The organism is Streptomyces sp. NPDC089919 (assembly GCF_040684615.1).
Taxonomy (GTDB): Bacteria; Actinomycetota; Actinomycetes; order Streptomycetales; family Streptomycetaceae; genus Streptomyces.
Genome location: NZ_JBFBGK010000047.1, coordinates 26,892 through 42,263 on the forward strand (window position 1 = coordinate 26,892; position 15,372 = coordinate 42,263).

At 71.5% G+C, this 15,372-nt stretch carries 13 protein-coding genes; all 13 read left to right on the plus strand.

Annotated elements, in window-relative coordinates; genetic code table 11:
* The first annotated feature begins 157 nt into the window (after positions 1–157).
* The 13 genes from thrB to AB0O40_RS20030 all read left to right on the plus strand — a co-directional run bounded on the left by thrB (position 158) and on the right by AB0O40_RS20030 (position 15,272).
* Positions 158–1,075: a homoserine kinase gene (gene thrB, locus AB0O40_RS19970; RefSeq protein WP_365043041.1), complete on the plus strand. Its 918-nt coding sequence runs from the start codon at positions 158–160 to the stop codon at positions 1,073–1,075.
* 395 nt (positions 1,076–1,470) lie between these two features.
* On the plus strand, positions 1,471–3,477 hold the full coding sequence (gene rho, locus AB0O40_RS19975; RefSeq protein WP_365043044.1) for a transcription termination factor Rho: 2,007 nt from the start codon (positions 1,471–1,473) through the stop codon (positions 3,475–3,477).
* Between the two features lie 338 nt (positions 3,478–3,815).
* Entirely contained in the window at positions 3,816–4,760 is a 945-nt protein-coding gene (locus tag AB0O40_RS19980; RefSeq protein ID WP_365043047.1) for a serine protease, read from the plus strand.
* 33 nt (positions 4,761–4,793) lie between these two features.
* A complete protein-coding gene (locus tag AB0O40_RS19985) occupies positions 4,794–6,596 on the plus strand; it encodes a trypsin-like serine protease (protein ID WP_365043050.1) in 1,803 nt (600 codons plus the stop codon).
* 180 nt (positions 6,597–6,776) lie between these two features.
* Positions 6,777–7,871: an LCP family protein gene (locus tag AB0O40_RS19990; RefSeq protein WP_365043053.1), complete on the plus strand. Its 1,095-nt coding sequence runs from the start codon at positions 6,777–6,779 to the stop codon at positions 7,869–7,871.
* Positions 7,872–8,049: 178 nt separating this feature from the next.
* Positions 8,050–8,271, plus strand: a complete 222-nt coding sequence (gene rpmE / locus AB0O40_RS19995; RefSeq protein ID WP_365043056.1) for a 50S ribosomal protein L31 — start codon at positions 8,050–8,052, stop codon at positions 8,269–8,271.
* Positions 8,272–8,410: 139 nt separating this feature from the next.
* Complete coding sequence (gene prfA / locus AB0O40_RS20000; RefSeq protein WP_365043059.1) at positions 8,411–9,490, plus strand: peptide chain release factor 1; 1,080 nt, start codon at positions 8,411–8,413, stop codon at positions 9,488–9,490.
* A 42-nt stretch (positions 9,491–9,532) separates the two neighbouring features.
* Positions 9,533–10,378, plus strand: a complete 846-nt coding sequence (gene prmC, locus AB0O40_RS20005) for a peptide chain release factor N(5)-glutamine methyltransferase (protein WP_365043062.1) — start codon at positions 9,533–9,535, stop codon at positions 10,376–10,378.
* 115 nt (positions 10,379–10,493) lie between these two features.
* Entirely contained in the window at positions 10,494–11,141 is a 648-nt protein-coding gene (locus AB0O40_RS20010; protein ID WP_365043065.1) for an L-threonylcarbamoyladenylate synthase, read from the plus strand.
* On the plus strand, positions 11,138–11,767 hold the full coding sequence (locus AB0O40_RS20015) for a protein-tyrosine-phosphatase (RefSeq protein ID WP_365043068.1): 630 nt from the start codon (positions 11,138–11,140) through the stop codon (positions 11,765–11,767). Before AB0O40_RS20010 ends, AB0O40_RS20015 begins: the two co-directional genes overlap by 4 nt.
* Positions 11,768–11,866: 99 nt before the next feature.
* Positions 11,867–13,135, plus strand: a complete 1,269-nt coding sequence (glyA, locus tag AB0O40_RS20020; protein ID WP_365043071.1) for a serine hydroxymethyltransferase — start codon at positions 11,867–11,869, stop codon at positions 13,133–13,135.
* A gap of 92 nt (positions 13,136–13,227) precedes the next feature.
* Positions 13,228–14,559 carry an MraY family glycosyltransferase gene (locus AB0O40_RS20025; RefSeq protein ID WP_365043122.1) on the plus strand — a complete coding sequence of 444 codons (1,332 nt, stop codon included), beginning with the start codon at positions 13,228–13,230 and terminating at the stop codon, positions 14,557–14,559.
* A gap of 272 nt (positions 14,560–14,831) precedes the next feature.
* Positions 14,832–15,272 carry a hypothetical protein gene (locus tag AB0O40_RS20030; protein WP_365043074.1) on the plus strand — a complete coding sequence of 147 codons (441 nt, stop codon included), beginning with the start codon at positions 14,832–14,834 and terminating at the stop codon, positions 15,270–15,272.
* Positions 15,273–15,372: the final 100 nt, after the last annotated feature.

The following is a 15,372-nucleotide window of genomic DNA, read 5'->3' on the forward strand; positions in this document are numbered from 1 at the left end:
CCTATGTCGCGACAGAACCTTCCTTCGATAGGCTGTACTTACATCCGCCCCACACGCATATGCCTGCGGTGCTGCCCCCGAGGCCTTCGGATGTCGTACGTCTTCAAGTACATTCACCGCGAACCCCTCGCACAGTCACAAGGAGTGTCATCTGACGATGGCCGGTCCAGCGTTCCGCGCCGCCGCCGTACGGGTGCGCGTCCCCGCCTCCAGCGCCAACCTCGGCCCGGGCTTCGACGCCCTGGGCCTCGCCCTGGGGCTCTATGACGACGTGGTCGTCCGGGTGGCCGACTCCGGCCTGAACATCGACATCGCGGGCGAGGGCGCCGAGGGCCTGCCCCGCGACGAGCGCCACCTGCTCGTCCGCTCCATGCGCACCGCCTTCGACCTGCTGGGCGGCCAGCCGCGCGGCCTCGAAGTGGTCTGCGCCAACCGCATCCCGCACGGCCGGGGCCTGGGCTCCTCGTCGGCCGCCATCTGCGCCGGCATCGTCGCCGCGCGCGCCGTGACCATAGGCGGCGACGCGAAGCTCGACGACAAGGCGCTGCTGGAGCTGGCCACCGAGATCGAGGGCCACCCCGACAACGTCGCCGCCTGCCTGCTCGGCGGCTTCACGCTCGCCTGGATGGACGGGGGCTCGGCCCGGGCGATCAGGATGGATCCTGCGGATTCCGTCGTTCCGGTGGTCTTCGTGCCCAGCAAGCCCGTGCTGACCGAGACCGCCCGCGGCCTGCTGCCGCGCAACGTCCCGCACGTCGACGCCGCGGTCAACGCCGGCCGGGCCGGACTGCTCGTCGAGGCCCTGACCAGGCGCCCCGAGCTGCTGCTGCCGGCCACCGAGGACCGCCTCCACCAGGAGTACCGCCAGCCGGCCATGCCGGAGAGCGTGGCCCTGGTCAACCGACTGCGCGCGGACGGCGTCCCGGCGGTCATCTCCGGCGCGGGCCCCACGGTCCTCGCGCTGGCCGATCACGGCACGGCCGACAAGGTCGCGCTGCTCGCGGGGGAGGGCTGGGCGGCCGACCGGCTGCCGCTCGACGCCGCGGGAGCGAGCGTTTTGCCGCTCGCGGGCTAGGTCCGAGCTGGTACCGCTCTGTGGGAAGGGCGCGATTGCCGGTGAGTGAGAGGGGGAATGTCTGTTGGATCCGGTAGTGTTAACCTCAAGTACGCATCCGAAGCCGTCGTGGCTCGGTGCTCAGTGTCCCCATCCGGGACCACCTTTCTTCCGGGAGCCTCCCCAACTGCTTTGATCACTGCCAGGCAGTTTCGAGCACGCTCCGGAATCGGCGTGACATTCCCACGCTTCCAGCTGGGGGGCTTCTCGCCGGAACCCCTGCACGTTTTCCTCCGCCGTACCTCTTTCGGCGGACCACCGCCCCGGCACGGTCCACAGTCAAGGGACCGAGGCCGGACAGCACAACCGGTCGCCGAGCCAGACAGGCCGACGTCCGCTCCAGGGAAGGACCCTTCGTGAGCGACACCACCGATCTGATGGGCGCTGCCGACACCAGTGTCGACACCAGCGCGCCCGCGGGTGCTGCTACCCCCAAGCGCCGCCGCGCTGGCACCGGCCTCGAGGGCATGGTCCTGGCCGAGCTGCAGCAGGTCGCCTCGGGCCTCGGTATCCGGGGCACCGCGCGCATGCGCAAGAGCCAGCTGATCGACGTCATCAAGGAGGCGCAGGCCGGTGGCGGCAGCGCCCCCGCCAAGAGCGCCGACGCCGGCGACGCCGCCGAGGCCAAGCCGAAGCGCCGCACCACCGCCAAGGCCCGTGCGGCCGAGGCGCCGGCCGCCGCCGCGGGTGAGACCCGCGCCGAGAAGGCGGTCGCCCAGCAGCAGATCGACATCCCGGGGCAGCCCGCCTCGGACGACGCGCCGGCCGGCGAGCGCCGCCGCCGTCGCGCCACCGCCGCCGCGGGCAGCCCCGCCGGTGCCGAGCAGGCCGCCGCGCCCGCCGAGGCCCGTACCGAGGCTCCGGCCGACGCGAAGGCCGAGGCCGCCACGGCCGCCTCCGCGCAGCAGGACGGCGCCGAGGGCCGCACCCGCCGGGACCGCGGCGAGCGCCGTGAGCGCGGCGAGCGGGGCGAGCGCGGTCAGCGCGAGCGCCGTGAGCGCGGCAAGGACGGCGAGCAGGGCGGCGGCCAGCAGGGCCAGGGCGGCCAGCGCCAGCAGCAGGGCGGCCGCGGCCAGGCCCAGCAGCAGCAGCGCGACAACGGCCCGCAGGACGACTTCGACGACGAGGGCGGCCGCCGCGGCCGTCGGGGCCGCTACCGCGACCGTCGTGGCCGTCGTGGCCGCGAGGAGTTCGGCGCCAACGAGCCGCAGGTCGCCGACGACGACGTGCTGATCCCCGTCGCGGGCATCCTCGACATCCTCGACAACTACGCGTTCATCCGGACCTCCGGCTACCTGCCCGGCCCGAACGACGTGTACGTCTCCCTCGCCCAGGTCCGCAAGAACGGCCTGCGCAAGGGTGACCACGTCACCGGCGCCGTGCGGCAGCCGAAGGAGGGCGAGCGCCGCGAGAAGTTCAACGCGCTGGTGCGCCTGGACTCCGCCAACGGCATGCAGCCGGAGTCGGGCCGGGGCCGCCCCGAGTTCAACAAGCTCACCCCGCTGTACCCGCAGGACCGGCTCCGCCTGGAGACCGACCCGGGCGTGCTGACCACCCGGATCATCGACCTCGTGTCGCCGATCGGCAAGGGCCAGCGCGGTCTCATCGTGGCCCCGCCGAAGACCGGTAAGACCATGATCATGCAGGCCATCGCCAACGCGATCACGCACAACAACCCCGAGTGCCACCTGATGGTCGTCCTGGTCGACGAGCGTCCGGAAGAGGTCACCGACATGCAGCGGTCGGTCAAGGGCGAGGTCATCTCCTCGACCTTCGACCGCCCGGCCGAGGACCACACCACGGTCGCCGAGCTGGCCATCGAGCGGGCCAAGCGCCTGGTCGAGCTGGGGCACGACGTGGTCGTCCTGCTGGACTCCATCACCCGTCTGGGCCGCGCGTACAACCTCGCGGCGCCCGCCTCCGGCCGCATCCTGTCCGGTGGTGTCGACTCGACCGCGCTCTACCCGCCGAAGCGCTTCTTCGGTGCGGCGCGCAACATCGAGGACGGCGGCTCGCTGACCATCCTGGCCACCGCGCTGGTCGAGACCGGCTCGCGCATGGACGAGGTGATCTTCGAGGAGTTCAAGGGCACCGGCAACATGGAGCTCAAGCTCGACCGGAAGCTCGCCGACAAGCGCATCTTCCCGGCCGTCGACGTCGACCCGTCGGGCACCCGCAAGGAGGAGATCCTCCTCAACAGCGAGGAGCTCAGCATCGTCTGGAAGCTGCGCCGGGTGCTGCACGCGCTCGACTCGCAGCAGGCGATCGAGCTGCTGCTCGACAAGATGAAGCAGACGAAGTCGAACGCCGAGTTCCTGATGCAGATCGCCAAGACGACCCCGTCGTCCAAGAACGACGACTGATCCGGGCCCGCCCGGTTCGAGGTCCGAACGGAACAGGACGAGCGCAGAAGCGGAACCGTTCCTTACTCCGTGAGCGTCTTCAGCACCGCCCCGTCACTCCGGTGACGGGGCGGTGCTGTTTTCGGGTCCCTGGCGCGGGACCGGTGGCGCGGTTCCGCCACTCTTTAAGCGGCCTTGATTAGGTGACAAATGCTCAACTGTCAGGGTTTTCCCCCCGTTCCGGAAACGATTCGTTTTCAGCCATGTGCATGACATAAGATCACCGGTGCCGCACCTCGGGGGAGTGCGCACCGTCGTCTCCCCGGGTGCCAGACAGACACCTTCAACGGGGAGATTGAGTGTTTTCTCTGAAGTCCCTGCGCAACCGCGTCGCCCTCTCGGGCGCCACGGCCGCCGTCGCCATCGGCCTGGTCGCCACCGTCGCCGCCCCGGCCGGTGCCGTGACCCCCGCGCCGGTCAAGCCGGCCGCCGCGGCCACCGCCGCCGACCCCAGCACCGACGAGCTGGTCAAGGTCATGCTCGCGGACGCCAAGGCGAAGCAGCCGAAGGCCTCGCCGATGATCATCGGCGGCACCAAGGTCAGCATCAAGAGCTACCCGTTCATGGCCCAGATCTGGGTCCGCCGGACCGACACCTCCGCGGACGGCTACTTCTGCTCGGCCTCCGTGGTCGGCCCGCGCAAGATCCTCACCGCCGCGCACTGCGTCGCGGGCCGCAAGTGGAAGACCCGGGGCGTCGTCGTCCTCGGCGCCACGCACATCATCGACGGCAGCCTCCACGGCGGCACGCCGTACAAGGTCTCGGGCCAGTGGTCGCACCCGAAGTACAACAAGGACATGATCGACAACGACGTGGCGGTGCTGACGCTCGCCAAGTCGACCCGCATCAAGCCGATCAAGATCACGTCCTCCTCGGACACCAAGTCCTACCGCGCGGGCACCAAGGCCACCGTTCTGGGCTGGGGCCGCACCTCGTCGAAGAGCGACAACCTCTCGTCGACGCTGCGCAGGACGACCCAGCCGATGCGCTCGAACGCCACCTGCAAGAGCTTCTGGCAGTGGAAGTTCGTCTCGGGCCACATGGTCTGCGCCGGCTACCCGGCCAGCGGTCAGAACTCCGGCACCCACTCCACCTGCAACGGTGACTCGGGCGGCCCGCTGATCGTCAACGGCCGCGTCGTGGGCATCACTTCGTGGGTCGCGGTCAACTGCGTCTACAAGGGTTCCTACCCGGTGTACGCCAAGGTTTCGACCTACGCGAAGATTCTGAACTCGCACATCTGATCGCAGCCCGCCCGCGATCGAGGATGCGGCCCGGTGCCTTCTGGCGCCGGGCCGCTTCCCGTCGTCCAGCAAGGAGTACGAGCCCTGACCCGCATACGCATCCGCCCGCGCGGTGCCCGCGCCGCCGCCGCGCTCGCCCTGGCCGCCACCGGCCTGGCCACCGCCCTCGGTGCCGCCCCGGCCGCCTCCGCCGCCGGTGGTGCCGGCACCACCGCAGCCGGGAACCCGGCCGACGCCCAGGTGGCCGCCGCGTACGCCGCCCGCGAGCGGCACGGCCAGAAGGCCGGTGCCCGCGACGCCGCCCCGATGATCATCGGCGGCGGGAGCCAGGGGATCGCGGGCGCGCCCTGGATGGCGCAGCTGCACTACCTGGACGACAACGACACCAAGGACCCCGACGACGACCTGGGCTTCTTCTGCGGCGGCGCCGTGGTCAGCCCGACCAAGATCGTCACCGCTGCGCACTGCGTGGACGGGCTCGACTGGACCCTGGACAGCTTCGTCGTCGTCGGCGCCGGCGACCTGCCGACGGTCCGGAAGGACAAGACCGTCGACTGGCACGGCGGCAGCCACCGCACGGTCAGGCGGCAGTGGCGCCACCCGAAGTACGACCCGGCGACCTTCGACAACGACGTGGCGGTGCTGACGCTCTCCGCGCCGGTCGCGGTCCCGAACCTGCCGATCGCCCGGAGCACCGACACCGCCGAGTACCGGAGCGGCGCCACCGCCTCCGTCTACGGCTGGGGCCGCTACACCTCCGAGACCGAGGACCTCTCGCCCAGCCTCAAGCGCGCCGACCTGCCGCTGGTCTCCGACCAGACCTGCGCCGCCGGCTTCTGGGGCGACAGCCTGGTCAAGGGGCACATGTTCTGCGCCGGTACGCCGGCCAGCGGCCAGGACCGCGGTACGAACACCGCCTGCAACGGCGACTCCGGGGGCCCGCTGGTCCGCGGCGGCCGCCTGATCGGCCTGGTCTCCTGGGGCGTGACGGACTGCGTGGAGGAGGGTGCCTACGGCGTCTACGCCAAGGTCACCAGCTTCGCCGGGCCCATCCGGGCCCAGGTCTACGACGCCGACTGGAGCGGGAACGGCGTCGCCGACCTGCTGGCCCGCGGCTCGGCCAGCGACTCGGTCTTCCCCTTCCAGACCAAGGCCGGCTCCACGGTCTCCCTCACGCGGCAGGGCGCCTGGGGCACCGCGGCCACCGCGAACCTGATCCTCCAGAGCGACCTGGACCGGGACGGCACCCAGGACGTGGTCCGCCGCAACACCGACGGCGCGCTCTACTGGTCGCACCGGCCGGCCGGCGGCGCCTGGACGCACACCAAGGTCCTCACCGGCTGGGGCACCCGCCGCCAGGTCCTCGCCCCCGGCGACGTGACCGGCGACGACCGGCCCGACCTGCTGTCCGTCACCGCGAGCGGCAACCTCTACGCCTACCCGGGCAAGGGCGACGGCACCTTCGGCGGCGGCGTCCTGGTCGGCCCGGGCTGGTCGGCGTACGGCATGGTCCGCGGCCACGGCGACCTGACCGGCGACGGCAAGACCGACCTGGTGGCCCGCGACGCGGCCGGCATCCTGTGGCTCTACCCGGGGACCGGCGCGGCGGGCACCGCCGCCTTCGCCCCCCGGGTCAAGGTCGGCGGGGGCTGGAACGCGTACGACCGGCTGGTGACGGTCGGGGACGTGAGCGGCGACGGCCGGGCCGACCTGCTGGCCCGGGATCCCGCGGGCACCCTGTGGCTCTACAAGGGGACCGGTGCCACCGGCAGTGCGACCTTCGCCACACGAACCGCCCTGGGAACCGGCTGGAAGGGCTACGACCTCTTCGGTTAAACCCCAGGTGAGGAACGGGTATCAGGCCGATAACGGACTCCTCGCCCCATAACGCCGCGCCCGCCGGACCCGTCCGGCGGGCGCGGCGCGTCATGCAACCCTTTTGCCGCAGCGCCCGTCTCTGTTGACGGGCCACGGGAGGGGTAAGAGCAGCACCGGGGACGGCGAGACGAGGAGAGCATGACCGAGGACAGCAGCGGCCGCGCCAAGGGCCGGCGCCGCAAGCCGCAGACCACCCGCCGCAGGGCGTTCACGCTGGTCGCCTGGAGCGTGGCCGGAGTGGTGGTCCTCGGCGGCGCCGGGCTCGGGTACGTCTACGTCAAGTTCAACGGCAACCTGAAGAGCGTCGACATCGACGCGGCCCTGGGCGACGACCGCCCGGCCGACGTGGACAACGGCTCCATGGACATCCTCGTCCTCGGCTCCGACTCCCGCTCGGGCGCCAACCGCCAGTACGGCGCCGACGACGGCGGCTCGGCCCGCTCCGACACGGCGATGATCGTGCACCTCTACGAGGGCCACAAGAAGGCGACCGTGGTCTCCATACCCCGGGACACGCTGGTCACCAGACCGTCGTGCACCACCCCGGACGGGAAGACCGACCCCGGCGGCGAGCGCCAGATGTTCAACGAGTCCTTCACCGTCGGCGGCCCCGCCTGCGCGGTCAAGACCGTCGAGAAGATGTCCGGCATCCGCATGGACCACTACCTCGAGGTCGACTTCACCGGCTTCAAGCAGATCATCGACAAGCTCGGCGGGGTGGAGATCACCACCACCAAGCCCATCAAGGACCACGCCAGCCACCTCGACCTGCAGGCCGGCGACCACCGGCTCAACGGCGAACAGGCCCTCGGCCTGGTACGCACCCGCAAGTCCGTCGGGGACGGCAGCGACCTGGGCCGAATACAGCTCCAGCAGGCCTTCATCAAGGCGCTGATCAAGCAGGTCAAGGGGATCGGGGTGTTCGACGACCCGAAGAAGCTCCTGGAGGTGGCCGACACCGCCACCAAGGCGATCACCACCGACCGCAAGCTCGGCGACGTGAAGTCGCTCACGGGCTTCGCCTCCGGGCTGTCCGGCATCGACGCCAAGGACATGCACATGATCACCCTGCCGGTGGGCGCCGACGCGATCGACCCCAACCGCGTGGTCCCGCTGGAGAAGGAGTCCCGGCAGGTCTGGGAGGCGCTGCGGCGGGACCTCCCGGTCCCCGCCTCGGTCACCGAGAACTCCGCCGGCGACAAGGGCTCGGCCGGCGGCATCGTCAAGGAATAGCCGCCCGAAGATCATCGCGGGCCCGTGGAATACCTCCGGCTCCCGTGCGGTTGACCAGTGCGTCCCGAGAATTTTGACAGGCGTCCCCGTCCTGGCAGACTGGTACGTCGGCCCCGGTTCACGCAGCGTGCAATTCCGCCGCCTGCGACCCGGCGCCCTCCCGAAACTAGGAGACACCTTGAAGCGCGAGATCCACCCCCAGTACGTCGAGACCCAGGTCAGCTGCACCTGCGGCGCGTCGTTCACCACCCGTAGCACCCTGACCGAGGGCACCATCCGTGCCGAGGTCTGCTCCGAGTGCCACCCGTTCTACACGGGCAAGCAGAAGATCCTCGACACCGGTGGCCGCGTGGCCCGCTTCGAGGCCCGCTTCGGCAAGGCTGCCGGCTCCAAGAAGTAGCGAGCCACGGCGCCGGTCGCCGGCTGCCCCCTGTTTCTCGGGGGCGGCCCGACCGGCGCCTTTCTCGTCCCGCACCGCACTTCCCCCCGGCGGCTGCGGCCCCGCAGCCCTTTCGTACCTTCACTCCAGGAGTCCCCCGATGTTCGAGGCGGTCGAGGAACTGGTCGGCGAGCACGCCGGCCTCGAGAAGCAGCTCGCCGACCCGTCGGTCCACTCCGACCAGGCCAACGCGCGCAAGCTCAACAAGCGCTACGCGGAGCTGACCCCCATCGTGGGCACCTTCCGCGCCTGGAAGCAGGCCGGTGAGGACATCGAGACGGCCAAGGAGCTCGCCGCCGACGACCCGGACTTCGCCGCCGAGGTCAAGGAGCTGACCGCACAGCGCGAGGAGCTGACCGAGAAGCTCCGGCTGCTGCTGGTCCCGCGCGACCCCAGCGACGACAAGGACGTCCTCCTCGAGATCAAGGCCGGCGCGGGCGGCGACGAGTCCGCCCTGTTCGCCGGCGACCTGCTGCGCATGTACCTGCGGTACGCGGAGCGGGTGGGCTGGAAGACCGAGATCATCGACTCCACCGACTCCGAGCTCGGCGGCTACAAGGACGTCCAGGTCTCCGTGAGGACCAAGGGCGGCCAGGGCGCGACCGAGCCCGGCCAGGGCGTCTGGGCCCGGCTGAAGTACGAGGGCGGGGTGCACCGCGTCCAGCGCGTGCCCGCCACCGAGTCCCAGGGCCGCATCCACACCTCCGCCGCCGGTGTCCTCGTGACCCCCGAGGCCGAGGAGGTCGAGGTCGAGATCAACCAGAACGACCTGCGCATCGACGTGTACCGGTCCTCCGGCCCCGGCGGCCAGTCCGTCAACACCACCGACTCGGCCGTGCGCATCACGCACCTGCCGACCGGCGTGGTCGCCTCCTGCCAGAACGAGAAGAGCCAGCTCCAGAACAAGGAGCAGGCCATGCGCATCCTGCGCTCGCGGCTGCTGGCCGCCGCCCAGGAGGCCGCCGAGCAGGAAGCCGCCGACGCGCGCCGCAGCCAGGTGCGCACCGTCGACCGTTCCGAGAAGATCCGTACGTACAACTTCCCGGAGAACCGGATCTCGGACCACCGGGTGGGCTTCAAGTCGTACAACCTCGACCAGGTCCTCGACGGCGACCTCGACGCGGTCATCCAGGCCTGTGTCGACGCCGACTCCGCCGCGAAGCTCGCGGCCGCGCAGTAGCCCGCGCTCAGTAACACCTCGTACGGACTCGCTGGAGGAAGCGTGAACCTGCTGCTCGCGGAGGTGGCCCAGGCCACCCAGCGGCTGGCCGCCGCGGGCGTGCCCTCACCGCGCTTCGACGCGGAGGAGCTGGCCGCCTTCGTCCACGGCGTCAAACGGGGCGAGCTGCACACCGTCAAGGACGCGGACTTCGACGCGCGCTACTGGGAGGCGGTGGCGCGCCGGGAGGCCCGCGAACCGCTGCAGCACATCACCGGGCGCGCCTTCTTCCGCTACCTGGAGCTCCAGGTGGGCCCCGGGGTCTTCGTGCCCCGGCCGGAGACCGAGTCCGTGGTCGACTGGGCCATACACGCCGTGCGCGCCATGGACGTGGTCGAGCCGCTGATCGTGGACCTGTGCACCGGCTCCGGCGCGATCGCGCTGGCCATGGCGCAGGAGGTGCCCCGCTCGCGGGTGCACGCCGTCGAGCTGTCCGACGACGCCCTGGTGTGGACCCGCAAGAACGCCGCCGGCTCCCGGGTCACCGTCCACCAGGGCGACGCGCTCACCGCGCTGCCGGAGCTGGACGGCCAGGTGGACCTGGTCATCTCCAACCCGCCGTACATCCCGCTCACCGAATGGGAGTACGTCGCCCCGGAGGCGCGCGACCACGACCCGGAGATGGCCCTCTTCTCCGGCGAGGACGGGCTCGACACCATCCGCGGCATCGAGCGCACCGCGCACCGGCTGCTGCGGCCCGGCGGGGTCGTCGTCATCGAGCACGCCGACACCCAGGGCGGGCAGGTGCCGTGGATCTTCGCGGAGGAGCGGGGCTGGGCCGACGCGGCCGACCACCCCGACCTGAACAACCGGCCCCGGTTCGCCACCGCCCGCAAGGCGATGCCGTGACCGCGGCCGCACCCGCCCCGAGGACGACCGCGCCCCGCGCGACGTCCGCACCCCGCGCGGCATCCCCGGCGATGCCCGCGCCCGCCCCGACCACCCCGCAATTGGAGCCCCGCTGATGGCCCGGCGATACGACTGCAACGACGCCACGGACCGCAAGACCGGTCTGCGCGAGGCCGCCTCGGCCGTGCGCCGGGGCGAGCTCGTCGTGCTGCCCACGGACACCCTGTACGGGATCGGCGCGGACGCGTTCAGCCCGGAGGCGGTGGGCGACCTGCTGCGCGCCAAGGGCCGGGGCCGCAGCATGCCCACGCCCGTGCTCATCGGCTCCCCGAACACCCTGCACGGCCTGGTCACCGACTTCTCCGAGCACGCCTGGGAGCTGGTCGACGCCTTCTGGCCGGGCGCGCTGACCCTGGTCGCCCGGCACCAGCCGTCGCTGGCCTGGGACCTCGGCGAGACCGGCGGCACGGTGGCCGTCCGGATGCCGCTGCACCCGGTCGCGATCGAGCTGCTGACCGAGGTCGGCCCGATGGCCGTGTCCTCCGCCAACCTCTCCGGCCACCCGGCCCCGGAGGACTGCGACGCGGCCCGCGAGATGCTGGGCGACTCCGTCTCCGTCTACCTCGACGGCGGGCCCACCCCCGGCATCCAGCCCTCCTCCATCGTCGACGTGACCGGCAAGGTGCCCGTCCTGCTGCGGGAAGGCGCCCTGACCGCGCAGCAGCTGCGGGAGGTCGTACCCGACCTCGAGGTGGCGCCGTGAGCCCTGAGGGCCGTGGCATAGCGGGTACCAGCTTCCGCATCCTTCACGTCAGCACCGGCAACGTCTGCCGCTCCCCGATCACGGAGCGGCTGACCCGCCACGCCCTGGTGGACCGGCTCGGCGACCCGCTGGTGGGCGGCCTGATCGTGGAGAGCGCGGGTACCTGGGGCCACGAGGGCGCGCCCATGGAGGCGCACGCGGCGACCGTCCTGGGCGAGCTGGGCGCGGACCCGAGCGGCTTCATCGGCCGGGAACTCCTCGACGAGCACGTCATCCGCGCCGACCTGGTGCTGACCGCCACCCGCGACCACCGGGCCCAGGTCATCTCCATGGGCCACTCGGCGGGCCTGCGCACCTTCACGCTGAAGGAGTTCACCCGCCTGGTCCGGGCGATAGACCCGGCCACCCTCCCGCCGCTGGACGACGGCATGGTCGAGCGGGCCCGGGCGCTGGTGCGGGCCGCCGCCGCGCTGCGCGGCTGGCTGCTGGCCCCCAGCCTGGAGGCCGACGAGGTGCACGACCCGTACGGTGCGCCGATCTCCTTCTTCCGCTCCATCGGCGACGAGATCCAGGTCGCCCTGGACCCGGTCGTGACGGCGCTCACGGGCGTGGGCGCGCGGCAGTAGCGCGGGGGCAGCGCGCGGGGGTCTCTGTCCCTTTCCGGTGCGTTTGCGTGAGGTGCGGCCTAGAGTGGGCGTACCTTCCCCCAGCGCCGGAGACGCGTCATGACCGTCACACAGGCTCAGGAACAGGCCCACCGGCAGTGGGCCCCGGACTTCGACGCGCTGCGCCGGCAGGACCCCGAGCTGGCCGACGTGCTGCTCGGCGAGGCCCGGCGGCAGGCGGACGGCCTCCAGCTGATCGCCGCGGAGAACTTCACCTCCCCGGCGGTGCTGGCCGCGCTGGGCTCGCCGCTGGCCAACAAGTACGCCGAGGGCTACCCGGGCGCCCGGCACCACGGCGGCTGCGAGTACGTCGACGTCGCCGAGCGGATCGCCCGTGAGCGGGCCACCGCCCTCTTCGGGGCCGAACACGCCAACGTCCAGCCGCACTCCGGCTCCGCGGCCGTCCTGGCGGCCTACGCGGCCCTCCTGCGCCCCGGCGACACCGTGCTGGCGCTGGGCCTGCCGTACGGCGGCCACCTCACGCACGGCTCGCCCGCCAACTTCTCCGGCCGCTGGTTCGACTTCGTCGGGTACGGGCTGGACCCGGAGACCGGCCTGATCGACTACGAGGAGGTCTGGGCGCTCGCCGGGCAGCACCGCCCCAAGGCCATCGTCGTCGGCTCCATCTCCTACCCCCGGCACCCCGACTACCTGGCCTTCCGGGAGATCGCCGACGAGGTGGGCGCCTACCTCATCGCGGACGCGGCCCATCCGATCGGCCTGGTCGCCGGGGGCGCCGCGCCCAGCCCGGTGCCGTACGCGGACGTGGTCTGCGCGACCACCCACAAGGTCCTGCGGGGTCCCCGCGGCGGGATGCTGCTGTGCGGGGAGGAGCTGGCCGCCCGGATCGACCGGGCCGTCTTCCCCTTCACCCAGGGCGGCGCCCAGATGCACACCATCGCGGCGAAGGCGGTCGCGCTGGGGGAGGCCGCCACCCCCGGGTACACCGCGTACGCCCATCAGGTCGTCACCAATGCGAGGGTTCTCGCGGCGGCCCTCGCGGACCAGGGACTGGCCGTCACCACGGGCGGCACCGACACCCATCTGATCACCGCCGACCCGGCCCCGCTGGGGCTCGACGGGCCCGCCGCCCGGGGCCGGCTGGCCGCCGCCGGCCTGGTGCTCGACACCTGTGCGTTGCCCTACGGCAACCAGCGCGGCATCCGGCTGGGCACGGCAGCGGTGACCACGCAGGGCATGGGCGAGGCGGAGATGACGCGGATCGCGGCGCTGTTCGGCGCGGCTCTGAGGGGCGGTCCGGAGGTCCGCGCGGACGTGTCCGAGCTGGCCCGGCGCTTCCCGCCGTACCCCTCGCCGGAGTCCGGCTGAAGCCGCTCTGCAACCATGGGCGCCCCCCGGTATGTCCTCTCAGCGGGGGACATCGCAGCTAATGTGTGGGGCTGAGATGGCCGGCGATACATCTGGGGCAGCCCGTGCGTGAATACCTGCTGACGCTGTGCGTCACGGTCGCGGTGACCTACCTGCTGACCGGACCGGTGCGGAAGTTCGCCATCGCGGCCGGTGCGATGCCGGAGATCCGCGCCCGCGACGTGCACCGCGAGCCCACTCCGCGGCTCGGCGGGATCGCGATGTTCGGCGGGTTGTGCGCGGGACTGCTGGTCGCCGACCACCTGGACAACCTCAACGGCGTCTTCGAGCTGTCGAACGAACCGCGTGCGCTCCTCTCCGGGGCCGCCCTGATCTGGCTGGTCGGCGTCCTCGACGACAAGTTCGAGATCGACGCCCTGATCAAGCTCGGCGCCCAGATGATCTCCGCCGGAGTCATGGTCATGCAGGGCCTGACCATCCTGTGGATCCCGATCCCGGGGATCGGGACGGTCTCGCTGACCCAGTGGCAGGGCAACCTGCTCACCGTCGCGCTGGTGGTGATCACCATCAACGCGGTGAACTTCGTCGACGGACTCGACGGCCTGGCGGCCGGCATGGTGTGCATCGCCGCCGCGGCGTTCTTCATGTACTCCTACCGGATCTGGTACGGGTACGGCATCGAGGCCGCGGCCCCGGCCACCCTCTTCGCCGCCATCCTGATGGGCATGTGCCTGGGCTTCCTGCCGCACAACATGCACCCGGCGCGGATCTTCATGGGCGACTCCGGCTCGATGCTCATCGGTCTGGTGCTGGCCGCCGGCGCCTGCTCGATCACCGGCCAGGTGGACCCGGACGCGATGGCCCTGTGGGCCGGCGGCGAGCGCAACGCCACCCACGCGATGCTGCCCGTCTTCATCCCGCTGCTGCTGCCGCTGACCATCATCGCGATCCCGATGGCGGACCTGGTGCTGGCGATCGTCCGGCGCACCTGGAAGGGCCAGTCGCCGTTCGCGGCGGACCGCGGGCACCTCCACCACCGGCTGCTGGAGATCGGTCATTCGCACAGCCGGGCCGTGCTGATCATGTACTTCTGGTCGGGGCTGATCGCCTTCGGGGCGGTGGCCTACTCGGTCCACTCCGCCTCGATGTGGATCGTGCTGGCGCTGGTCGCGCTGAGCGCGGTGGGGCTGGTCCTGCTCCTGCTGCCGCGGTTCACGCCGCGGGCGCCGCGCTGGGCGGAGAGCCTGGTGCCGCCCCGCTACCGGCACGCGGAGCGGGCCGCGGAGGCCGCCGCCCGGGAGGCGGAGGCCGAGGAGGAGGCGCGGACGCCGGTCGCGGCCGGGGTCTCGGGCGTCAACGGAGCGACCGCGGTGGGCCCCCGTTCGCGGTTCCCCGACCGGCGTAAGGCCGGTTCATCGCGCTGACGTTTAGGACATCACGGCCCTATAGCACACAAACTGATGGGGCATTGTGCACAGACGCGCGGATTAGCTCTCATGTGTGACAGTCAGCACACCGACCAGGTAAAGACCTCATCAAATAGTTTGTGATACCGTTCACTAAACCCGGCGACAGAGCCGAAGGACCGTAGTGCGACGGTCCATTGGCCCGAGGCTCGATCTCGGACCGGGCTTACGCTCGTGCTCGGCACGACACCCCCGTGCACCACCCCCACCACCACGCGGAGCAACCCGTCATGCGGAATGACGCCAGATCACTCCTGCACGCCGTCGTGCCCACCGCTGCCGTCGGCGCCATCGCCGCGGCCGTCAGCGGTGTGGTCGCCGGCGGCAAGGGCGCGCTCGGTGCCGTCGTGGGGGCGGTGATCGTGATCCTCTTCATGGGAAGCGGAATGGCGATCCTGCAGTGGATCGCCAAGTCGTTCCCGCAGCTTTTCCAGATGATGGGCCTGGCGCTCTACACGGTTCAGCTGCTCGTACTCTTCGTGTTCGTCGCCGTGTTCAAGGACACGACGCTGTTCAATCCCCGGTCCTTCGCCATCACCCTGGTCGTCACCACCCTCGCGTGGATCGCCGCCCAGGCCCGTGCGCACATGAAGGCCAAAATCCTCTACGTCGATCCCGACGCCGCCGCGGGCGAAAGCCCGAAAACGCGGGGCCCGCGACGTGAAGGGTAGGGGCGGGATAAGTGCGCGTTCGGGTTCCTGCTATCGTCCGGTGCCAACTGCGGCATCGCGGGCGCGGGCATCTGAGCTGACGCCTGCTCAATCGCGAGGC

Bases quoted from the DNA above. Each gene is read 5' to 3' on its own strand.
- glyA (WP_365043071.1), top strand. From the start codon at position 11,867: ATGACCGTCACACAGGCTCAGGAACAGGCCCACCGGCAGTGGGCCCCG.
- AB0O40_RS19990 (WP_365043053.1), top strand. From the start codon at position 6,777: ATGACCGAGGACAGCAGCGGCCGCGCCAAGGGCCGGCGCCGCAAGCCG.
- AB0O40_RS20010 (WP_365043065.1), top strand. From the start codon at position 10,494: ATGGCCCGGCGATACGACTGCAACGACGCCACGGACCGCAAGACCGGT.
- prfA (WP_365043059.1), top strand. From the start codon at position 8,411: ATGTTCGAGGCGGTCGAGGAACTGGTCGGCGAGCACGCCGGCCTCGAG.
- thrB (WP_365043041.1), top strand. From the start codon at position 158: ATGGCCGGTCCAGCGTTCCGCGCCGCCGCCGTACGGGTGCGCGTCCCC.
- AB0O40_RS20030 (WP_365043074.1), top strand. From the start codon at position 14,832: ATGCGGAATGACGCCAGATCACTCCTGCACGCCGTCGTGCCCACCGCT.